General features: G+C 63.2%; 16 protein-coding genes and 1 tRNA gene. 13 read left to right on the top strand and 4 right to left on the bottom strand.

All coding sequences use genetic code 11. The annotated features are described in order from the left end of the window. Positions 1 to 41: 41 nt before the first annotated feature. The 3 genes from rpoD to KDB76_RS02190 all read left to right on the top strand — a co-directional run bounded on the left by rpoD (position 42) and on the right by KDB76_RS02190 (position 5,941). Positions 42 to 1,892, top strand: coding sequence for an RNA polymerase sigma factor RpoD (gene rpoD, locus KDB76_RS02200; protein ID WP_013970578.1), 1,851 nt, complete (start codon positions 42 to 44; stop codon positions 1,890 to 1,892). Between the two features lie 212 nt (positions 1,893 to 2,104). Then, a complete protein-coding gene (locus KDB76_RS02195) occupies positions 2,105 to 5,848 on the top strand; it encodes a bifunctional diguanylate cyclase/phosphodiesterase (protein WP_013970577.1) in 3,744 nt (1,247 codons plus the stop codon). Positions 5,849 to 5,864: 16 nt separating this feature from the next. Continuing rightward, positions 5,865 to 5,941: transfer RNA gene (locus tag KDB76_RS02190), tRNA-Ile, on the top strand. A gap of 71 nt (positions 5,942 to 6,012) precedes the next feature. Here the strand turns inward: KDB76_RS02190 and nicB are convergent. Further along, the gene (gene nicB / locus KDB76_RS02185) at positions 6,013 to 6,951 is read right to left on the bottom strand and encodes a 6-hydroxy-3-succinoylpyridine 3-monooxygenase (protein WP_004375200.1); all 939 of its coding nucleotides are present in this window, start codon (positions 6,949 to 6,951) and stop codon (positions 6,013 to 6,015) included. A gap of 423 nt (positions 6,952 to 7,374) precedes the next feature. Here nicB and KDB76_RS02180 point away from each other — a divergent pair, with 423 nt between their 5' ends. After that, positions 7,375 to 7,836 (top strand): Lrp/AsnC family transcriptional regulator, encoded by a 462-nt coding sequence (locus KDB76_RS02180; RefSeq protein ID WP_015268712.1) that lies wholly within the window; start codon positions 7,375 to 7,377, stop codon positions 7,834 to 7,836. A 13-nt stretch (positions 7,837 to 7,849) separates the two neighbouring features. On the opposite strand, the gene KDB76_RS02175 is transcribed toward KDB76_RS02180, so the two are convergent. Beyond that, entirely contained in the window at positions 7,850 to 8,140 is a 291-nt protein-coding gene (locus KDB76_RS02175) for a hypothetical protein (protein ID WP_024086146.1), read from the bottom strand. Between the two features lie 611 nt (positions 8,141 to 8,751). On the opposite strand from KDB76_RS02175, the gene KDB76_RS02170 reads away from it, so the two are divergent. From KDB76_RS02170 to KDB76_RS02130, 9 genes are all read left to right on the top strand, one after another. After that, on the top strand, positions 8,752 to 10,434 hold the full coding sequence (locus KDB76_RS02170) for an NAD(P)/FAD-dependent oxidoreductase (protein ID WP_013970572.1): 1,683 nt from the start codon (positions 8,752 to 8,754) through the stop codon (positions 10,432 to 10,434). A gap of 14 nt (positions 10,435 to 10,448) precedes the next feature. Further along, on the top strand, positions 10,449 to 11,243 hold the full coding sequence (locus KDB76_RS02165; RefSeq protein ID WP_024086145.1) for a carbon-nitrogen hydrolase family protein: 795 nt from the start codon (positions 10,449 to 10,451) through the stop codon (positions 11,241 to 11,243). Between the two features lie 157 nt (positions 11,244 to 11,400). Continuing rightward, on the top strand, positions 11,401 to 13,701 hold the full coding sequence (pqqF, locus tag KDB76_RS02160) for a pyrroloquinoline quinone biosynthesis protein PqqF (RefSeq protein ID WP_038408577.1): 2,301 nt from the start codon (positions 11,401 to 11,403) through the stop codon (positions 13,699 to 13,701). A 158-nt stretch (positions 13,702 to 13,859) separates the two neighbouring features. Continuing rightward, positions 13,860 to 13,931, top strand: a complete 72-nt coding sequence (gene pqqA, locus KDB76_RS02155; protein ID WP_003243383.1) for a pyrroloquinoline quinone precursor peptide PqqA — start codon at positions 13,860 to 13,862, stop codon at positions 13,929 to 13,931. A gap of 78 nt (positions 13,932 to 14,009) precedes the next feature. Next, positions 14,010 to 14,921, top strand: coding sequence for a pyrroloquinoline quinone biosynthesis protein PqqB (gene pqqB / locus KDB76_RS02150; RefSeq protein ID WP_024086143.1), 912 nt, complete (start codon positions 14,010 to 14,012; stop codon positions 14,919 to 14,921). A gap of 153 nt (positions 14,922 to 15,074) precedes the next feature. Next, positions 15,075 to 15,830 carry a pyrroloquinoline-quinone synthase PqqC gene (pqqC, locus tag KDB76_RS02145; protein ID WP_024086142.1) on the top strand — a complete coding sequence of 252 codons (756 nt, stop codon included), beginning with the start codon at positions 15,075 to 15,077 and terminating at the stop codon, positions 15,828 to 15,830. Next, complete coding sequence (gene pqqD, locus KDB76_RS02140) at positions 15,827 to 16,102, top strand: pyrroloquinoline quinone biosynthesis peptide chaperone PqqD (RefSeq protein ID WP_004375207.1); 276 nt, start codon at positions 15,827 to 15,829, stop codon at positions 16,100 to 16,102. Before pqqC ends, pqqD begins: the two co-directional genes overlap by 4 nt. Continuing rightward, the gene (gene pqqE, locus KDB76_RS02135; RefSeq protein WP_024086141.1) at positions 16,074 to 17,234 is read left to right on the top strand and encodes a pyrroloquinoline quinone biosynthesis protein PqqE; all 1,161 of its coding nucleotides are present in this window, start codon (positions 16,074 to 16,076) and stop codon (positions 17,232 to 17,234) included. The genes pqqD and pqqE overlap by 29 nt, the downstream gene beginning before the upstream one ends. Continuing rightward, positions 17,200 to 19,023 (top strand): S9 family peptidase, encoded by a 1,824-nt coding sequence (locus KDB76_RS02130; protein ID WP_038408575.1) that lies wholly within the window; start codon positions 17,200 to 17,202, stop codon positions 19,021 to 19,023. Before pqqE ends, KDB76_RS02130 begins: the two co-directional genes overlap by 35 nt. Positions 19,024 to 19,157: 134 nt before the next feature. On the opposite strand, the gene KDB76_RS02125 is transcribed toward KDB76_RS02130, so the two are convergent. Then, complete coding sequence (locus tag KDB76_RS02125) at positions 19,158 to 19,316, bottom strand: YqaE/Pmp3 family membrane protein (RefSeq protein ID WP_009681539.1); 159 nt, start codon at positions 19,314 to 19,316, stop codon at positions 19,158 to 19,160. Between the two features lie 153 nt (positions 19,317 to 19,469). Then, positions 19,470 to 20,750: an aminotransferase class III-fold pyridoxal phosphate-dependent enzyme gene (locus tag KDB76_RS02120; RefSeq protein ID WP_024086139.1), complete on the bottom strand. Its 1,281-nt coding sequence runs from the start codon at positions 20,748 to 20,750 to the stop codon at positions 19,470 to 19,472. Positions 20,751 to 20,888 lie beyond the last annotated feature (138 nt).

The following is a 20,888-nucleotide window of genomic DNA, read 5'->3' as shown; positions in this document are numbered from 1 at the left end:
CTTGTTTTTTGCCCGCCAAGACCTTCAGTGGATAGGGTGTTATGTCCGGAAAAGCGCAACAGCAGTCTCGTATCAAAGAGTTGATCACCCGCGGTCGTGAGCAGGGCTACCTGACTTACGCGGAGGTCAACGACCACCTGCCTGAGGATATTTCAGATCCGGAACAGGTGGAAGACATCATCCGCATGATCAACGACATGGGGATCAACGTATTCGAGAGTGCTCCGGATGCGGATGCCCTTCTGTTGGCGGAAGCCGACACCGACGAAGCCGCGGCCGAAGAAGCCGCTGCTGCGTTGGCGGCAGTTGAAACCGATATCGGCCGCACGACCGACCCGGTGCGCATGTACATGCGCGAAATGGGCACCGTCGAGCTGCTGACCCGCGAAGGCGAGATCGAAATCGCCAAGCGTATCGAGGAAGGCATCCGTGAAGTCATGGGCGCCATCGCTCACTTCCCGGGCACTGTCGACTACATTCTCAGCGAATATGACCGTGTCACCAGCGAAGGCGGCCGTCTGTCGGACGTTCTCAGCGGTTACATCGATCCTGACGACAATATCGCCGCGCCGACCGAAGAAGTGCCGATCCCGGGCACCAAGGCCGCCGCTGCGAAGGAAGAGTCCGACGACGACGAGGACGAATCCGAAAGCGGTGACGACGAGGAAGAGGCCGAGAGCGGCCCGGACCCGGAAGTCGCCCGTCAGCGTTTCGGCGCGGTCAACGACCAGCTTCAGGCCACCAACAAGGTTCTGAAGAAGAATGGTCGCACCCACCAGGAAAGCATCGACGCCCTGCAGGCCCTGGCCGATTTGTTCATGCCGATCAAGCTGGTACCGAAGCAGTTCGAGGTACTGGTAGAGCGTGTTCGTGACGCCCTGAACCGCCTGCGCCAGCAGGAACGCGCCATCATGCAGCTGTGCGTGCGTGATGCCCGCATGCCGCGTGCCGACTTCCTGCGCATGTTCCCGAGCAACGAAACCGACCAGACCTGGAGCGGTGACCTGGCCAAGCGCAACACCAAATGGGCTGCCGCCCTGGGTGAAAAGGACGCTGCCATCGTCGCTTGCCAGCAGAAGCTGATCGACCTTGAGACCGAAACCGGCCTGACCGTTGCCGAGATCAAGGAAATCAACCGTCGCATGTCGATCGGTGAAGCCAAGGCCCGCCGCGCCAAGAAAGAAATGGTCGAGGCGAACCTGCGTCTGGTGATCTCCATCGCCAAGAAGTACACCAACCGTGGCTTGCAATTCCTCGACCTGATCCAGGAAGGCAACATCGGCTTGATGAAAGCGGTGGACAAGTTCGAATACCGTCGCGGCTACAAGTTCTCGACCTATGCCACCTGGTGGATCCGCCAGGCGATCACCCGTTCGATCGCCGACCAGGCGCGCACCATCCGTATTCCGGTGCACATGATCGAGACGATCAACAAGCTCAACCGTATTTCCCGCCAGATGCTGCAGGAAATGGGTCGCGAACCGACCCCGGAAGAGCTGGGCGAGCGCATGGAAATGCCTGAGGACAAGATCCGTAAGGTACTGAAGATCGCCAAAGAGCCGATCTCCATGGAAACCCCGATCGGTGACGACGAAGATTCGCACCTGGGCGACTTCATCGAGGACTCGACCATGCAGTCCCCGATTGACGTGGCCACGGTCGAAAGCCTCAAGGAAGCCACTCGTGACGTGCTCTCGGGCCTGACCGCACGCGAAGCCAAGGTGCTGCGTATGCGCTTCGGTATCGACATGAACACCGACCACACCCTCGAAGAGGTGGGCAAGCAGTTCGACGTGACCCGCGAGCGGATCCGTCAGATCGAAGCGAAGGCGTTGCGCAAACTGCGCCACCCGACTCGCAGCGAGCATCTGCGCTCCTTCCTCGACGAGTGATGACAAAACCCCGGCCCAGGCCGGGGTTTTTCTTTTCCGGCCCTGCGCGATCCCTGTGGGAGCCGGCTTGCCGACGATGGGCTGCGCAGCAGCCCCATTTCCTCATTACCTCCCCCTTCCGACAGCCAGAACACAAAGCCCGTCCTTCCACCGCACACCTACAGCAATGCCCGTCTACACTCGACTTCATACCACTTGAATGTGAGGCCGCTATGCCGCTGATGCCGGCCATCCTGTTGCTGCTCCTGATTTTGTGGAACACAGCGGCCGGCGCCCTGACCCTGACAGACGAGGAGAAAGCCTGGTTGGCTGCCCACCCGCAGCTAAGCCTGGGTGTAGACGCCTCTTGGCCACCGTTCGAGTTTCGCGACCAGGAGGGCCGGTACCAGGGATTGGCCGCCGATTACATCGCCACGATCCAGCAACGCCTGGGCGTGACGCTCAAACCGGTCGAACCCAGCAGCTGGACCGAGGTACTGGCGCAAGCACGCGAAAGCCGCATCGACCTGCTGCCCGGCATCATGTCCACCCCCGAACGCCAAGGCTACCTGGCCTTCACCCGGCCGTACCTCGACTTCCCCATCGTAATCCTCGCCCATAAAGGCGGTGCACAGCCGCGCAACCTGGACGACCTTTACGGCCTGAAGATCGCCGTGGTCGAAAACTACGCCCCGCACGAACTGCTGCGCACCCACCACCCAGACCTCAACCTGGTGGCTCTACCTAACGTCAGCTCCACCCTGCAGGCCCTGGCCACCGACGAAGTGGACGCCGTGGTCGGTGACCTCGCTTCAAGCATCTGGAGCCTGCGCCAGCTCAAGCTCGACGGCCTCTACGTCAGCGGCGAAACGCCCTACCGCTACCAACTGGCCATGGCCGCCCCGCGCGACAAGAAAGTACTGGTCGGCATACTCGACAAAGTGATAGCCGACATGAGCAGCAGCGAAGTCAGCCAGATCCAGCAACGCTGGGTGGGCAATGTGGTCGACCAACGGATGTTCTGGTCGGACCTGCTGGTGTATGGCCTGCCCACGGTGCTGGTATTGATGGCCGTGCTGGCAGCGGTCATCCGCATCAACCGCCGGCTCAGTTCGGAAATTTCACGGCGCATCGCCCTGGAGCAGGAACTGCGCAGCAGCGAGTACCACTATCGCAGCCTGGTCGAGAGCCTGTCCGCCATAGCCTGGGAGGCCGACGCCAACGACTTCACCTACAGCTACGTCTCGCCCCACGCAGAAGGCTTGCTCGGCTACCCATTGGCCGACTGGCTCAAACCTGGCTTCTGGCGCAGCATCCTGCACCCGGAGGATGCCCTCTGGGCCCAGGCCTACTGCGACAGCGAGACTGCCGCCGGCCGCGACCACAGCCTCGACTACCGGGTGATCAGAGCCGATGGCCAGCCACTGTGGGTACGCAACATCGTCAGCATGATCGAGCATGGCCACCAGCCGGTGATGCGTGGCCTGATGATCGACATTAGCGAGACCAAGCGCACCGAGGACGCCCTGCGCCTGTCCGAACAGAAGTTCGCCTCGGTGTTCCAGCAGTGCCCCGACATCCTGCTGATCGCCCGCCACAGCGACGGCTGCCTGCTGGAGGTGAACGAGGCCTTCGAAGAGCAGATCGGCCTCACCCCGAACCAGGTAATTGGCCGCACCGCCACCGAACTCAACCTGTGGGGCGTCGAAGGCGACGGCCCGCGGCTGCTCGAACGCCTGCACCAAGGCGGTATCCGCAACCTGGAAATGAGCTTCCGCCGCAGCAACGGCCAACTCTTCACCGGCCTGACCTCGGCCGAAACCTTTGAACTCGACGGCAACCTCGCGTTCGTGGTGGCGGTACGCGATATCAGCCAGCTCAAGGAAACCCAGGAGCAGCTACAAACCTCGGAAGAGAAATTCGCCAAGGCCTTCCATGCCTCGCCCGATGGCCTGCTGCTGTCACGCCAGAGCGACGGTTTGCTGCTCGAAGTGAACGAAGGCTTCTGCCGCCTGACCGGCTATGACCTCAGCCCGACCATCGACCAGACCTCGCTGGACCTGGGCATCTGGGTCGACCTCAACGAGCGCAAGCGTCTGGTCCAACAGCTAAACCGCGACGGCTTCGTACGCGACTTCACGTGCCACCTGCGCCGCAGCGACGGGCAGATTCGCCTCTGCGAACTCTCTGCACGGCCGCTGCCGATTGCTGGCGACGACTGCATACTGACCATCGCCCGCGACATCACCGAGCGCCATCTGATGCAGGAAAAGCTGCAGCTGGCCGCCACCGTGTTCGAGAACACCGCCGAAGGCGTGCTGATCACCGACATCGACCAGCACATTAGTGCCGTAAACCGCGCCTTCAGCGAAATCACCGGTTACAGTGAGATCGAAGCCCTCGGCCAGACCCCACGCCTGCTCGCCTCCGGCCAGCACGACAGTGCGTTCTATGCCGCCATGTGGCACCAGCTGACCGATGAAGGCCATTGGCAAGGCGAGATCTACAACAAGCGCAAGAACGGCGAACTGTACCCCGGCTGGCTGACCATCAGCGCCGTGCGCAACAGCGAGCGCGAGATTACCCACTTCGTCGCTGTGTTCGCCGACATCTCCAGCCTCAAGCACGCCCAGGCCAAGCTTGACTACCAGGCCCACCACGATCCACTGACCGGCCTGCCCAACCGTGCCCTGTTCGAGAACCGCCTGCAGGCCGCGCTCACCTGCGCGCAGGTCTCCAACCGCAAGGGCGCGGTGCTGTTCCTTGACCTCGACCGTTTCAAGCACATCAACGACAGCCTCGGTCACCCAGTCGGCGATCTGCTGCTCAAGGGCATCGCCCAACGCTTGAAGGAGCAGGTGCGTGATGTCGACACCGTGGCCCGCCTGGGTGGCGATGAGTTCATCATCCTGCTGCCCGGCCTGCACAAACCCAGTGACGCCAGCGCCATCGCCAACAAGCTGCTGACCTGCTTCAACGCGCCGTTCCAGGCTGGCGAGCATGAGTTCTTCACAAGCGCCAGCATCGGCATCAGCCTTTATCCACAGGACGGCACCGACGTTGCCACACTGATTCGCAACGCCGACGCCGCCATGTACCGCTCCAAGGCCAAGGGCCGTAACCGCGTCGAAGCCTACACCCTCGACCTCACCGCCCAGGCCAGCGAACGCATCGCCCTGGAGCACGAACTGCGCCGCGCCATCGAACGCAACGAACTGAGCCTGTGCTTCCAGCCCAAGCTCAGCCTCAAGACACAGAGCCTGGTCGGTGCCGAAGCGCTGATACGCTGGAGCCACCCGACCTTTGGTGAAGTGCCGCCAGAGCACTTCATTCACCTGGCGGAAGAGAACGGCACCATCCTCCAGATCGGTGACTGGGTACTGGAGCAGGCCTGCCGGCAGATGCAGGCGTGGAAGATGCACTACGAACCCTTCGGCCCGTTGTCGATAAACCTCGCCGGCGCCCAGCTGCGCCATCCCCATCTTGCCAGGCGCATCGAACAGTTGCTGAAGCACTACCAGCTCACAGCCGGTGACCTGCAGCTGGAAATCACCGAAAACTTCATCATGAGCCAGGCAGAGGAAGCCTTGGCCGTGCTGTACCAGCTGAAGAAACTGGGCGTGCAACTGGCCATCGACGATTTCGGCACCGGTTATTCATCGCTGAGCTACCTCAAGCGCCTGCCGCTGGACATTCTCAAGATCGACAAGTCGTTCATCCGCGGGCTGCCCGACGATCCTCATGACGCCGCCATCGCCCGCGCCATCATCGCCTTGGGCCGCAGCATGCAGCTGACCATCATTGCCGAGGGCGTGGAAAACCAGGCCCAGCAACGGTTCCTGGCGGCAGAAGGCTGTGAGCAGATCCAGGGCTACATCGTCAGCCTGCCCCTACCCCCGGACGAGTTCGCGGCGACGTTTCTTCGCATAGCACTATCGGATCTTTCAGATGGCACAGGTGCGAAACCCTCGTTATAATCCGGCCACTTACTGAGGGCCTATAGCTCAGTCGGTTAGAGCAGAGGACTCATAATCCTTTGGTCCACGGTTCGAGTCCGTGTGGGCCCACCAGATAACTCAAAGGCCTACGTTGCAAAACGTAGGCCTTTGTCTTTTCGGGGACTGCAGTCATGTTCTCCTGACTAGGGCAACTCCTCTTGCTGGGCTATCCAGCTGTGTATGTACTGAAGAACCCGTGTCGCACCTTCGGCAGTTTCCACCAGCTCTATCGGCCGCTCACCACTGAGGAACTGATTGGGCTGCTCCATCCACTTGAACGCTGCCGCCCTGCTTCCGCGTACAGGAATGGCCAAATCCAGAATTTCCTGCAGCAGTTCAGGTTGCCCATACCAGGACTCCGGCTTGATGGTTGGTTTCCTCCCTGGAATCACTCTCGGTAGCTGACAGGCCGCAAGCTCGCCTGAATTGATGTGCTCTCGCTTCCAGTGCGCAAACTTGATCAGGTCGGTATTCGCCGAGCGGTTTTGCCCCGACGTCGGCACAACCACGCCAATCCGCACATCTGTGTGAGCACGAATCATCTGAAGTGCAGGAGCGATGTCAGTATCGTTGGTAACGATGACGGCATGATCAACCTGCCCCGTGATCGAATCATGGTAAGCCTGGAGGGCCAGATTCACGTCGCTCTGTTTCTCCTCCACCTTCCAGGCCTGGATTTCCCGGCACTCACGCGGAGCCTTGTCCGGATTTTCAGGGTCGACGATCTTCACCTTCATTTTATTGACGGCGTAATAACCTTCGATGAGCTCTATTCGACCATCATGCAGCTTGCGCAAAGCGGTGTGGTAGCGAGCTTGTGACGACACCGAATCGCCAGCACGGGCGACCGACTCGATGATCTTTGCCGTGAAATATTTGATCGAGGGGGATTCCAGGAGCCGCCATGCCCTGATCTGGCCATGGTTGTCCGTGACCAGTATGGAAGGCAAGATGTGCTTTTCAAAGAGAGGCAACAGGTCGAGCCACTTGTACGGTGTGCCGCGCAAGCAGCCGTAGTAGAAGTTGTAGCCGTCGATATAGATACGAGTGCGCAGAGGCTCAGAATCAAGCTTTCTCTGCATTTTTTGCACTCCAGAAACGAAAAAACCGGCTTAAGCCGGCTTTTTCCCCCTCCAACCAGATGGCCATGCCACGCCGGTCGTGAGGGTTAGTTGTTGTCGGCAGTATTGCGCAATGAGGGAGCTGATGCAAGGTGGTAGGCTGGCATCCTCGTCCTCCGAAACACAACGTTCGTGAGAGGGCCATTCTCTGCTCAGGCATGGCTATCTAGACAGCGATAAATCGTTAGATTTTGTGAGCCCTATCCCACCCTGAACCGCACCTCGACTGCCGCACCAATCGAGCAGCTCTGCCATTGCGCCCGATGCTTACATGCCGGCGCGGCCGCTCCCACAAGGGACCGCGTCAGCGTGGCCAGCTGTGACTGCCCTTGCTCTGGCCAGCACTGGCTGGCTAGGCTAGCGGGCCAACCGTAGAGACTCGCCATGTCGGATTCCCGCTCCATCACGCTGGATGAAATCGATCGCCAGCTGATCGCCCTGCTGCAGATAAACGCCCGCGAAAGCGTCGCCACCCTCGCCCGCCAGTTGGGTATCGCCCGCACCACCGTCAACTCGCGCCTGGAGCGGTTGGAGAAGAACAAGGTCATCTCCGGCTATGGCGTACGCCTGGGCCAGCGGGTGATGGGTGGGGGGCTGCAGGCGTATGTGGGGATCAAGGTGCAGCCACGCTCGGGCAAGGAGGTGGTGCGGCGCCTGAGTGCCATGGGCCAGGTGCAACAGCTGTGCGCAGTGAGCGGCGAGTTCGACTATGTGGCCTGGCTGCGTACGGATTCGCCCGAGCAACTGGACCAGTTGCTCGACCAGATCGGCAGTGTCGACGGGGTGGAGAAGACCACCACGTCGATCATTCTCAGCAGCAAGGTGGACCGCGGGCAGCCGCTCTGAACCTGGCTGGCGGTCAGGCCTCCTGGCCGTCGAGCAGGCCTTCCAGAATCGCCGAAAGGCTTTCGGCGGAATGCTGCATCGACCAGACGATGTCACGGCTGCGCTCGGGGGCGTGATGCTGGGCGTAGTCGGTGGCGATCTGATTGAGGCCACGAGCCAGTAGGCAAGCGTGGACCAAGGCGTCTGCGGCGTCGATGCCGGGGCGTATGGCGAATAATGGCGGGTGGCTGAATTCGCAGTTGCAGAAGGCTTTTTCTGCGGTGGGTTTCAACTTTTCGGTTTGGTCGGGTAAGCGGTTGGTCATGGTATAGCCTCCAAATCACAAGGGTGATCGGCGGCCAATCGCATCCTTCTCACGGGAATTGGGTGGCAGCCATGCACGAGGTGAGAACCGGCGAACTTGGAGGCGCGTCCCGGCCAGGCAAAGCCTGCCCGCGCACAGCTGCCATAGCAGTGCGCCTCCAGAACGGTCCGCGGGTTCTCACGCCCGATCGCCGAATTTCCGGCGACCCAGTGAAGTTAACGATGAAGCGATTCCCGCGATGCCAGACCAAGGCGATAGGGGGCGTAGGGTAATTCGTTATTTCCCGGCATGGGTGTAGGCACTGTCTGATCGACCGCATGGCAAGGGCAACACAGCCCCCCTGTGGGAGCGGGTTTACCCGCGAATGCGTCGGTAGATTGACTGCAGCATTCGCGGGTAAACCCGCTCCTACATAGACCGGTTCAACTCTCGATTACTCAATCGCGCTTTTCGTCATAATACCTATGAATACCTTCATTTCGACGACACAAGCTACATTCAGACAACAATCTGCACCTTAATAACGAACACCCCACTCCCTAAAATGGCCTCCAGGCATCTCCTATACTCAGGCTCCGCCCGCTGCGCAGCCTCTCTGGCAAGGTCACTTCATGAACAAGAAAAACCGCCACCCCGCCGATGGTAAAAAACCCGTCACCATCTTCGGCCCGGATTTCCCCTTCGCCTTCGACGACTGGCTGGAACACCCCGCAGGCCTGGGCAGCATCCCGGCCGAGCGCCATGGTGAGGAAGTGGCAATCGTGGGCGCCGGTATTGCCGGCCTGGTGGCGGCCTACGAGCTGATGAAGCTGGGCCTCAAGCCGGTGGTGTACGAAGCATCCAAGCTGGGTGGCCGGCTGCGCTCGCAAACCTTCAACGGCACCGACGGGATCATCGCCGAACTGGGCGGCATGCGCTTCCCGGTGTCGTCCACCGCCTTCTACCACTACGTGGACAAGCTGGGCCTGGAGACCAAACCGTTCCCCAACCCGCTGACCCCGGCCTCGGGCAGCACGGTGATCGACCTGGAAGGCCAGACCTACTACGCCGAAAAACCCACCGACCTGCCCAAGCTGTTCCATGAGGTGGCCGATGCCTGGGCCGACGCGTTGGAAAGCGGTGCCCGGTTCGCCGACATCCAGCAGGCCATCCGCGACCGTGACGTACCGCGCCTGAAAGAGCTGTGGAACAAGCTGGTACCGCTGTGGGATGACCGCACCTTCTACGACTTCGTCGCCACCTCGCGTTCGTTCGCCCAGCTGAGCTTCCAGCACCGCGAAGTGTTCGGCCAGGTCGGCTTCGGCACCGGCGGCTGGGACTCGGACTTCCCCAACTCGATGCTGGAAATCTTCCGCGTGGTGATGACCAACTGCGACGACCACCAGCACCTGGTAGTGGGCGGTGTAGAGCAGGTACCGCAAGGCATCTGGCGCCATGTACCGGAGCGCTGCGTGCATTGGCCGGAAGGCACCAGCCTGAGCGGGCTGCATGGCGGCGCACCGCGTACCGGAGTCAAGCGCATCGCCCGCGCCGCCGATGGCCGCCTGGCGGTCACCGACAACTGGGGCGACACCCGTCACTACAGTGCCGTGCTCGCCACCTGCCAGACCTGGCTGCTGACCACCCAGATCGACTGCGAGGAATCGCTGTTCTCGCAAAAGATGTGGATGGCCCTGGACCGCACCCGCTACATGCAGTCGTCGAAGACCTTCGTCATGGTCGACCGGCCGTTCTGGAAAGACAAAGACCCGGAAACCGGCCGCGACCTGATGAGCATGACCCTCACCGATCGCCTCACCCGCGGCACTTACCTGTTCGACAACGGTGACGACAAGCCGGGGGTGATCTGCCTGTCGTACTCGTGGATGAGCGACGCGCTGAAGATGCTGCCGCACCCAGTGGAAAAACGCGTGCAACTGGCCCTGGACGCACTGAAGAAGATCTACCCGAAGACCGACATTGCCGGGCACATCATCGGCGACCCGATCACCGTTTCCTGGGAGGCCGACCCGCACTTCCTCGGCGCCTTCAAGGGCGCGTTGCCTGGGCACTACCGCTACAACCAGCGCATGTACGCGCACTTCATGCAGCAGGACATGCCTGCCGAGCAGCGCGGCATGTTCATCGCCGGTGACGATGTGTCGTGGACGCCGGCCTGGGTGGAAGGCGCGGTACAGACATCGCTGAATGCGGTGTGGGGTATCATGAATCACTTCGGTGGCCGCACCCACCCGGACAACCCCGGCCCAGGCGACGTGTTCGACGAAATCGGCCCGATCGCCCTGCCGGACTGAGACAAGGAGGCAGCATGCGCATCGCTCTGTTCCAGGGCGCACCCAAGCCACTGGACGTGCCCGGCAACCTGCAACGGTTGCGCCACCAGGCGCAACTGGCGGCCGAACGCGGCGCCAGTTTGCTGGTGTGCCCGGAGATGTTCCTGACCGGCTACAACATCGGCCTGGCCCAGGTCGAGCGCCTGGCCGAGGCCGCCGATGGCCCGACGGCCATGGAGGTGGTGGAAATCGCCCAGGCGCACCGCATCGCCATCGTCTACGGGTATCCGGAGCGTGGCGATGATGGCGCGATCTACAACAGCGTGCAGTTGATCGATGGTCACGGCCGCAGCCTGAGCAACTATCGCAAGACCCACCTGTTCGGCGAGCTGGACCGCTCGATGTTCAGCGCAGGTGCCGATCACTTCCCGGTGGTGGAGCTGGATGGCTGGAAGGTCGGCCTGCTGATCTGCTACGACATCGAGTTCCCGGAGAATGCCCGGCGCCTGGCGCTGGACGGGGCCGAGCTGATTCTGGTACCGACGGCGAACATGTCGCCGTACGACTTCATCTGCCAGGTGACCGTGAGGGCGCGGGCGCAGGAGAACCAGTGCTACCTGGTGTATGCCAACTATTGCGGCTCGGAAGGCGAGATCCAGTATTGCGGGCAGAGCAGCATCGTCGGCCCGGATGGCAGCCTGTTGGCCATGGCCGGGCGAGACGAATGCCAGTTGCTGGCGGAGCTGGAGCATGAGCGGGTGGTACAGGGGCGGGCGGCGTTTCCTTACCTGAGCGATCTGCGCCAGGAGCTGCACCTGCGTAAGGGCTGACAGGGGCCGCTGGGCGGCCCATTCGCGGGTAGACCCGCTCCCACAGGGTAAATCACAGGCCTGAAAGCTATGCCGTGCCTGTGGGAGCGGGTTTACCCGCGAAGAGGCCGGCCCTGCAAACAAATGGGTTAGCATGAACACCTGCCCCGGAGTTTCCATGCCTGACGCCACCCGCCACCTCACCCTCGCCAACGGCCTGCAGCTGACCCTGCGCCACGCCCCGCGCCTGAAGCGCTCGGCCGCGGCCCTGCGGGTGCACGCGGGTAGCCACGACACGCCGACCAAATGGCCCGGCCTGGCCCACTTCCTGGAGCACCTGTTCTTCCTCGGCACCTCGCGCTTCCCTCTCGACGACGGCCTGATGCGCTATGTGCAGGCCCTCGGCGGCCAGGTCAATGCCAGCACCCGCGAACGCACCACCGACTTCTTCTTCGAGGTCCCGCCCAGCGCCCTGGCCGGGGGGCTGGAGCGCCTGTGCCAGATGTTGGCCGAACCAGACCTGGGCATCGAGCGCCAACGCCGCGAACGCGAAGTAATCCATGCCGAGTTCATTGCCTGGTCGCGCAACCCTCAGGCCCAGCAGCAGTTCGCCTTGCTGCAATCGGCAGCGCCCGGCCATCCATTGGGCGCTTTTCATGCCGGTAACCGGCATACCCTGGCCTTGCAGGACCCTGCCTTCCAGCAAGCGCTCGGTGGCTTTCACCAGCGCTTCTACCAAGGCGGCCAGGTCACCCTGAGCCTGTGCGGCCCGCAATCGCTGGATGAACTGGAATTGCTGGGCCGGCAGCATGCCAAGCTGTTCGCAACAGGTGAACGGGTGCCACAAGCTCTGCCACCGCCTTTATCGACGTCCGATACGCACCTGCTGTTCAGCCACGAAAACCTGCCGGCAGGTGCCGAGCAGGCCCTTGAGTTGCTGATCGCCTGCCTCGGCGATAGCCGCCCGGGCACCTGGCTGCATGCGCTTCGCCAGCGTGGCTGGCTGCAAGGTTTCAAGGCCGAGGCGCTGTATGCCTTCGCCGGGCAGTTGCTGTGGCACATTGACCTGAAGCTGGGCGAGGACGCCTGCCCAGAGGAAGCCGATGCCCTGTTGCAGGGCTGGTTCGGCTTCATCCGCCAGGCCGCCCCTGAGCAATTGAGTGCCGAATTCGAGCTGCTGCAGCAAAGCCGCGAACGCAGTGCCAGTGCGCTTGAGCTGGCCCGCCGGGACAGCGCCGGCCAGCCGTTCAGCGGTTTGGACACACAAGGCTTGCAGGCGCTCCGTGCCCTGCTGGAAGGCCTGCCGGGCCGCGCACATGGGCATTGGCAACTGCCCGCAGTCGACCCCTTGCTCCTGGCCGACTTGCCTGATGCCAGGCCGCACCCGCTGCCAGCGGCACTGAAAGTCAGCGACCAGCTGCCTGGTGCTCGTCAGTACGCGGCGCTGTACCTGCGCTGGCATGTCCCTTCGCCGTTGCGCCAGCGCCTGCATGCGCTGCTCGAACGCGCCTTGCACCCCCTGCAGGAGCGCTGCGAGCGCGTATCGGTGCAGTTGCAGTTCAGTGCCGCTGGCGAATACTGGCAACTTCGCTGCGCCGGGCTGCCGGCAGCGGTACTGCGCACTGTAGACCAAGCCTTGGCGCTGATGCGCAAGCCCCCGGCAGGCAGCTGGCTGCCCAGTTCGACGCAGCCTCCGGCACTGATTCCCATCCGGGCCCTGCTCAAGCAGCTGCCCGACGCCGTGCTGGGCGCCACGCCTGAACCTGCTGCGGCCTGCACCCTGGCACAGACGCATCTCGACAAACTGTGGCAGCAAGCACGCTGGCACGGCCTGGCTGCCGGCTTCGACGATGGCGCCCTGAACGCATTGGGCACCGTGCTGCAGCACTGCCCTGGGCAAGGCTCAGCGCCTGGCCCTCTGCCCGCCTTAGCCAACCACCGTTGGCAACATGCCGAAGTACCCGGCAGTGAGCATGCCCTGCTGCTGTTCTGCCCACTGCCAGCGGCCATGGAAGCCGCTGGCCGCCTGCTCGCGCAGTTGCTGCAAGGGCCGGTTTACCAACGGCTACGGGTAGAACTGCAACTCGGCTATGCGGTATTCAGTACCTTTCGTCAGGTAGAGGGTGTCGGCGGCCTGCTGTTCGGGGTCCAGTCGCCTCATGCCAGCCAGGTACAGATCCTCGACCACCTGCTCACCTTGCTGCGCCAGGGCGTTACCCTGGCCCCTGCCGCTCGTCAGGCCCTGGCCGGGCAATTCGATGAACCGGCGATGGGCAACGCCGAAGTCGCCGAATGGGCGTGGCAGACATTCCTGGCCACACAACCCGGCAGGCTGGATGCGCTGTGCAGGTCTATCCTGAAAACGCGGCAGACGGATCTGGACCAGTTGCTGAACCACTTGCTCGATAAAGATTCCACTTGGCTATGCCTTGCCAACGCAGTCGCACCAGATACTTCCTGGCTGGGTACAAACCCATGATTGTTACGAAAACCGCAACGGAGTTTTCGAATAATTAACCTTTCGGTACAAATTTTTCTTGTAAGATAGCGCAATCCCAACCTTGGGAACCTCCAGCCAATGGCGGTACCCAAGTAGTAGCTGACAAACCCACCCCCTCATCCGGAAGGAGTAATTCCATGTGGACCAAACCTGCATACACTGATCTGCGCATCGGCTTCGAAGTCACCATGTACTTCGCCAACCGCTAAGCCCGGCTTACGGTTCAACGCCTCGGCCTGCCGGGGCGTTTTCGTTTTTTCGCTACGGTTTCTGCAGAGAGAGTGGCCATGTACATCCAGGTTCTCGGTTCCGCCGCCGGCGGCGGGTTCCCACAGTGGAACTGCAACTGCGTCAACTGCAAGGGCTTGCGTGACGGCACCCTGCGAGCCACGCCACGCACCCAGTCGTCCATCGCCTTGTCCGACGACGGCGTGCACTGGGTGCTGTGCAATGCCTCGCCCGATATTCGTGCCCAGCTCCAGGCCTTTGCGCCGATGCAGCCGGCCCGCGCCCTGCGCGACACCGGCATCAACGCCATCATCCTGCTGGACAGCCAGATCGACCACACCACCGGCCTGCTCAGCCTGCGCGAAGGCTGCCCGCACCAGGTGTGGTGCACCGACATGGTCCACCAGGACCTGACCACGGGCTTTCCGCTGTTCAACATGCTCAGCCACTGGAACGGCGGCCTGCAGTGGAACCGCATCGAGCTGGAAGGCAGCTTCGTCATCGACGCCTGCCCCAACCTGCGCTTCACCCCGTTCCCCCTGCGCAGCGCCGCGCCGCCCTACTCGCCGCACCGCTTCGACCCGCACCCGGGCGACAACCTTGGCCTGCTGGTCGAGGACACCCGCACCGGCGGCAAGCTGTTCTACGCCCCGGGCCTGGGCCAGGTGGACGACAAGCTGCTGACGATGATGCACGGCGCCGACTGCCTGCTGGTCGACGGCACCCTGTGGGAAGATGATGAAATGCAGCGCCGTGGCGTGGGCACCCGCACCGGCCGCGAGATGGGCCACCTGGCGCAGAACGGCCCAGGCGGCATGCTGGAGGTGCTGGATGGCTTCCCGCGCCAGCGCAAGGTACTTATCCACATCAACAACACCAACCCGATTCTCGACGAAGACTCGCCCGAGCGTGCTGAAGTGCTGCGCCGGGGTGTGGAAGTGGCCTTCGATGGCATGAGTATCGAGTTGTAACAGCCAGATCGCACAAGCAACACAGGCCCTGTGGGAGCGGGTTCACCCGCGAAGAATCCCACACAGTGTATGGCACCGGCTTCGCCGGTGTTCGCGGGTAAACCCGCTCCCACAGGGATCGCGCCGAGACTCAGCTATACAGGAGCCAGCCGAATGAGCGACGCACTGCCAATGTCCCCTGCCGAATTCGAGCAGGCCCTGCGCGCCAAGGGCGCCTACTACCACATCCATCACCCGTACCACGTGGCGATGTACCAGGGTCGCGCCACCCGCGAACAGATCCAGGGCTGGGTAGCCAACCGCTTCTACTACCAAGTCAACATCCCGATGAAGGATGCCGCGATTCTGGCCAACTGCCCGGACCGCGAAGTACGCCGCGAGTGGATCCAGCGCCTGCTCGACCACGATGGCGCGCCCGGCGAGGACGGTGGCATCGAAGCCTGGTTGCGCCTGGGCCAGGCCGTGGGCCTGGACCCTGACCAGCTGCGCTCCCAGGAACTGGTACTGCCCGGTGTGCGCTTTGCCGTGGACGCCTACGTCAACTTCGCCCGCCGGGCCAGTTGGCAGGAAGCGGCCAGCAGCTCGCTGACCGAGCTGTTCGCCCCGCAGATCCACCAGTCGCGCCTGGACAGCTGGCCGCAGCACTACCCGTGGATCGACCCGGCCGGCTATGAATACTTCCGCACCCGCCTGGGCCAGGCCCGGCGTGACGTGGAGCACGGCCTGGCGATTACCTTGCAGCACTACACCACCCGCGCGGGCCAGGAGCGTATGCTGGAGATACTGCAGTTCAAGCTGGATATTCTCTGGAGCATGCTCGACGCCATGAGCATGGCTTACGAGCTGAACCGCCCGCCCTATCACTCCGTCACCCAGGAACGGGTGTGGCACAAAGGGATCCCCCTATGAGTTTCGACCGTAATCAAGTGCCAGCCTGGCGCCCCGGCTACCGCTTCCAGTACGAGCCGGCGCAAAAGGGCCATGTGCTGCTGTACCCAGAGGGCATGATCAAGCTCAACGACAGCGCAGCCCTGATTGGTGGCCTGATCGACGGCCAACGCGACGTTGCCGCGATCATCAGCGAACTCGAACAACAGTTCCCCGGTGTCCCGGAAGTGGCCGATGACATCGAGCAGTTCATGGAGGTGGCCCGTGCCGAACACTGGATCGTCCTCGCCTGAGTTACCGCCCACGCCCGCAGTCGGCCTGCCGCTGTGGCTGCTGGCCGAGCTGACCTACCGCTGCCCGCTGCAGTGCCCGTACTGCTCAAACCCACTGGACTTCGCAGCCCAGGGCCAGGAGCTGAGCACCGAGCAGTGGTTCAAGGTGATGGCCGAAGCCCGGGAAATGGGTGCCGCGCAAATCGGTTTCTCCGGCGGAGAACCGCTGGTACGTCAGGACCTCGCCGAACTGATCGGCGAGGCCCGCCGGCTGGGCTACTACACCAACCTGATCACCTCGGGCATCGGCCTGACCGAGGCGCGCATCGCCGACTTCAAGAAGGCCGGCCTGGACCATATCCAGATCAGCTTCCAGGCCAGCGACGAGCAGGTCAACAACCTGCTGGCCGGCTCGAAGAAGGCCTTTGCGCAAAAGCTGGAAATGGCCCGTGCGGTGAAGGCCCATGGCTACCCGATGGTGCTCAACTTCGTCACCCACCGGCACAACATCGACAAGATCGACCGCATCATCGAGCTGTGCATCGCCCTGGAGGCCGACTTCGTCGAGCTTGCCACCTGCCAGTTCTACGGCTGGGCCCACCTTAACCGGCTGGGCTTGCTGCCGACCCGCGCGCAGCTGGAACGGGCCGAACGCATCACCAACGAGTACCGGGACAAGCTCAAGGCCGAGGGCAACCCGTGCAAGCTGATCTTCGTCACCCCGGACTACTACGAGGAGCGCCCCAAGGCCTGCATGAATGGCTGGGGCAGCCTGTTCCTCACCATCACCCCGGACGGCACCGCCCTGCCCTGCCACGGCGCGCGCCAGCTGCCGGTGCAGTTCCCCAACGTGCGCGACCACGACCTGCACCACATCTGGTACGACTCGTTCGGCTTCAACCGCTTCCGTGGCTATGAGTGGATGCCCGAACCCTGCCGTTCCTGCGACGAGAAGGAAAAGGACTTCGGCGGCTGCCGCTGCCAGGCCTTCATGCTCACCGGCGATGCCAGCAACGCCGACCCGGTGTGCGCCAAGTCGGCCGACCACGGCATCATCCTCAAGGCCCGCGAGGAGGCGGAAAGCGCCCAGCTCACCATTGAAGAGATGACCTTCCGCAATGAACGAAACTCCCGTGTCATCGTCCGCGGCTGAGTTCAGCGCGGCCCAGGCAGTTGCCGCCGGCACCGACTTCGCCGAACTCAAGGTCAGCGCCGCGGGGCTGTTCTGGAACGAGTTTCGCCCGGCCGATGGTGCCTGTCGCATCTGGCACTGGCAGCACCAGCAGGCCCGCTGCCTGACACCTGATGGCTTCAGCGTACGTAGCCGGGTGTACGAATACGGCGGTGGCAGTTTTTGCCTGGGTGGTGATGGGCTGCTGTTCGTCAATGAAAAGGACCAGCAGGTCTATACCCAGGCCCTGGAAGGCGCGGTACCGCGCGCCCTGACTGATGATGCCAGCTGCCGCTACGGCGATGTGCAGTGGCACGACGGCCTGGTGCTGGCGGTCGAGGAGCAGCATGGCGAACGGGTCGAGCATCGCTTGGTCGCCCTTTGGGAACAAGCTCGCGAAGTGCTCGCTGAGGGGGCCGACTTCTATGCCTCACCTACGGCGAGTATCGACGGCCAGCGCCTGGCTTGGGTCGAATGGGACCGCCCGGCACAACCCTGGACCGTCACCAGGCTGATGTGCCGCACACGTGATGCAAGTGGCCACTGGGGGCCCCCGCAATGTGTGGCCGGCGCTGACGAATCGCTGCAGCAGCCGCGCTTCGATAGCGAAGGCCGACTCTACTGCCTGTCTGACCGCAATGGCTTCTGGCAACCCTGGGGCGAGGTCGATGGCTGCTGGCAGGCCCTTCCTGCCGAGCCGGCGGACCACGCCGCAGCCCCCTGGCAACTGGGCGCCAGTACCTGGTTGGCGCTGGGGCCGCGAAGCTATCTGGCCAGTTGGTTCGAAGACGGCTTCGGGCAACTGGGCCTGCGCACTGCCGATGGCCGCCTGGAGCGTTTCGCCAACGCCTACACGCGCTTTCGCAGCCTGGCCATGGATGCAGAACACCTGTACGCGATAGCCGCCTCGCCAATCAGCCCGCCGGCGGTCATCGCAGTCGCCCGCAACAACCACGAGGTCAGCGTATTGGCTGGTGGCGCCGAAGTGCTGCCGGCAAGGCATATCAGCCTGCCGCAGTCGATCCACTACGGCAGTGACGGCCAGCGCGCCCATGGCTTCTTCTACCCAGCAGCCCGCTCGCAAGGTGCCGCGCCGTTGGTGGTGTTCATCCATGGCGGGCCGACTTCGGCCTGTTATCCCGTGCTCGACCCGCGCATCCAGTACTGGACCCAACGCGGCTTCGCCGTCGCCGACCTGAACTACCGGGGCAGCACCGGCTATGGCCGTGAATACCGCCAGGCCTTGCATCTGCGCTGGGGCGAAAGCGATGTGGCCGATGCTTGCGCGGCGGTGGAACACCTGGCCGGACGTGGGCTGGTCGACAGCCGCAAGGCGTTCATCCGCGGCGGTAGCGCGGGCGGCTACACCACACTGTGCGCCCTGGCATTCCATGATGTGTTCCGCGCCGGCGCCAGCCTGTACGGGGTCAGTGACCCGGTTGCCCTGGGCCGGGCCACCCACAAGTTCGAAGGGGACTACCTGGACTGGCTGATCGGCGACCCGCTGCAGGATGCCGAGCGCTATCGCCAGCGTACGCCGCTGCTGCATGCGGGGCAGATCAAGGTGCCGGTGATCTTCTTCCAGGGCGAACTGGATGCGGTGGTGGTGCCGGAGCAGACGCGGTCGATGCTGGCGGCACTGCAGGCTAACGGGATCGAGGCTGAAGGGCACTTCTATGCGGGGGAGCGGCACGGGTTCCGCAAGGCGGAGAACCTGGCGCATGCCTTGGAAGAAGAGTGGAAGTTCTATTGCCGGGTGTTGAGGGGCTGAGCCTCTGGGGCCGCTTTGCGGCCCATCGCGACACAAGGCCGCTCCCACAAGCGATCGCGCAAACCCGAATGTTGCACTTTACCTGTGGGAGCGGCCTTGTGTCGCGAAAGGGCTGCAGAGCAGCCCCAGCAATTTCAGCGCTTGGCGATGATATACACCGCATGCACGATCCCCGGAATGTACCCCAGCAAGGTCAGCAAGATATTCAGCCAGAACGCCCCGCCAAACCCCACCTGCAGAAACACGCCCAGCGGTGGCAGGATGATGGCGATGATGATGCGTATAAAGTCCATGCGAGTCTCTCCTGAAGGGGTTACATCAGAGACTAGCCGCCCACCACAGAGGTTCAACAGGTAAAAAAAAACGCCCCGGGCCGAATGAAACAGGCCAAGGGCGATGCGCAGGAACGCCAGACGGTTCGTAGAATTCTCGATGTCACCAGGCCGCTAGGCTGGCATTTCGCGGCGGGCCTGCTGCTGGGCATGCAGGCGGGCAAAGGCACGGGCCAGGCGCAGCAGCATTTCGTCGATGTTGCCCTTGCTCACGGTCAACGCTGGCGAAAAACGCACCACATCCGCCTGCGGTGCATTGAGCAACAGGCCTTCATCCAAGGCAGCCGCCACCAGCTCGCGGGCCAGGTTTTCTTTCATTTGCAGGGCCCACAGCAGGCCTTGTCCGCGCACTTCGCCCTGGCCATAACGCCCGGCCAGCCGGCTCAGGCCTTCACGCAGGTGGCGGCCGTTGTCCTGCACCTGGGTGAAGAAGCCAGGCTCCAGCACGGTATCCAGCACGGCCAGGCCGGCGGCGCACATCAGCGCGTTGCCATGGTGGCTGCCTTCCAGTTCGCCAGGCTCGGCGCAGCACGCCGTGCCCCGGGCCAGCAAGGCCGCCAGCGGCACGCCACCGCCCAGGCCCTTGCCCAGGGTGATGATGTCGGCGCGCACGCCGTAGGTTTCCTCAGCCAGCAGCGCGCCACAGCGGCCGATGCCGGTCTGCACCTCGTCGAGGATCAGCAGGATGCCGAGTTCGCGGCACAGCGTTTCCACACCCTTGAGGTATTCCTGCGTGGCCGGGATGACACCCGCCTCGCCCTGGATCGGCTCGAGCATGATCGCCACGGTGCGCGAGTCCACCTCGGCGTGCAGCGCCGCCAAGTCGTTGAACGGCACCTTGCTGAAGCCCGGCAGGCCCGGCTCGCAGCGGTTGCACGGCAGCGGGTCGGACGCCGACAACGCGCCCAGGCTGCGGCCATGGCAGGCCTGGGTGGCGGTGATGATGTGATAGGCGCCGTTACGGTGCAGCTGGCCCCACTTGCGCGCCAGCTTGATCGCACCTTCGCAGGCTTCGGCGCCGCTGTTGAGCAGGTAGGCCTGGTCGCTGCCGGTGCTCTGGCACAGGCGGTTGACCAGCCCCAGCAGGCCACGGCTGTGGAAGCCCGAGCCCGGGTTGATCAACGCCTGGGCCTGGCTGCCCAGCGCCTTCACCAGCACACTGGGGCTGTGGCCCAGGCTGTTGACCGCACCACCCTGGGTGAAGTCCAGATAGGCATGCCCTTCGTTGTCCCACAACCAGGAGCCCTGGCCACGCACGAATACCTGCGCTGCGCGTTCGGTGCTGGGCATGAGGCACTCACGCGACAGCTGTGGCGCTTCCGGCACGATCACCGGCGCACGCTTGGGCTCGGCGACGGCGGCAGGGGCCGGGCGGCGCAGGTTGAACAGGTTCATCAGGGCTCCAACCAATCACGACAGGGGCGGTCACGGTGCGGTCTTGGTGCGGCACTCGATATTTTGCCTTGCCTATCAAAAGTGTTTTTCATCCGGAGTAACAATCGATCGATTCATCGCTGTAACCCGTTGGAATAC

The organism is Pseudomonas sp. JS425 (assembly GCF_018223845.1).
Classification (GTDB): Bacteria; Pseudomonadota; Gammaproteobacteria; order Pseudomonadales; family Pseudomonadaceae; genus Aquipseudomonas; species Aquipseudomonas asiatica.
Note: the sequence above shows the minus strand (reverse complement) of the source record. Positions and strands in the feature narration are given on the sequence as shown.

What these genes read in the sequence shown, in the direction of transcription:
- rpoD (WP_013970578.1), top strand. Translation starts at nt 42, where the DNA reads ATGTCCGGAAAAGCGCAACAGCAGTCTCGTATCAAAGAGTTGATCACC.
- KDB76_RS02195 (WP_013970577.1), top strand. Translation starts at nt 2,105, where the DNA reads ATGCCGCTGATGCCGGCCATCCTGTTGCTGCTCCTGATTTTGTGGAAC.
- nicB (WP_004375200.1), bottom strand. Translation starts at nt 6,951, where the DNA reads ATGCAGAGAAAGCTTGATTCTGAGCCTCTGCGCACTCGTATCTATATC.
- KDB76_RS02180 (WP_015268712.1), top strand. Translation starts at nt 7,375, where the DNA reads ATGTCGGATTCCCGCTCCATCACGCTGGATGAAATCGATCGCCAGCTG.
- KDB76_RS02175 (WP_024086146.1), bottom strand. Translation starts at nt 8,140, where the DNA reads ATGACCAACCGCTTACCCGACCAAACCGAAAAGTTGAAACCCACCGCA.
- KDB76_RS02170 (WP_013970572.1), top strand. Translation starts at nt 8,752, where the DNA reads ATGAACAAGAAAAACCGCCACCCCGCCGATGGTAAAAAACCCGTCACC.
- KDB76_RS02165 (WP_024086145.1), top strand. Translation starts at nt 10,449, where the DNA reads ATGCGCATCGCTCTGTTCCAGGGCGCACCCAAGCCACTGGACGTGCCC.
- pqqF (WP_038408577.1), top strand. Translation starts at nt 11,401, where the DNA reads ATGCCTGACGCCACCCGCCACCTCACCCTCGCCAACGGCCTGCAGCTG.
- pqqB (WP_024086143.1), top strand. Translation starts at nt 14,010, where the DNA reads ATGTACATCCAGGTTCTCGGTTCCGCCGCCGGCGGCGGGTTCCCACAG.
- pqqC (WP_024086142.1), top strand. Translation starts at nt 15,075, where the DNA reads ATGAGCGACGCACTGCCAATGTCCCCTGCCGAATTCGAGCAGGCCCTG.
- pqqD (WP_004375207.1), top strand. Translation starts at nt 15,827, where the DNA reads ATGAGTTTCGACCGTAATCAAGTGCCAGCCTGGCGCCCCGGCTACCGC.
- KDB76_RS02130 (WP_038408575.1), top strand. Translation starts at nt 17,200, where the DNA reads ATGAACGAAACTCCCGTGTCATCGTCCGCGGCTGAGTTCAGCGCGGCC.
- KDB76_RS02125 (WP_009681539.1), bottom strand. Translation starts at nt 19,316, where the DNA reads ATGGACTTTATACGCATCATCATCGCCATCATCCTGCCACCGCTGGGC.
- KDB76_RS02120 (WP_024086139.1), bottom strand. Translation starts at nt 20,750, where the DNA reads ATGAACCTGTTCAACCTGCGCCGCCCGGCCCCTGCCGCCGTCGCCGAG.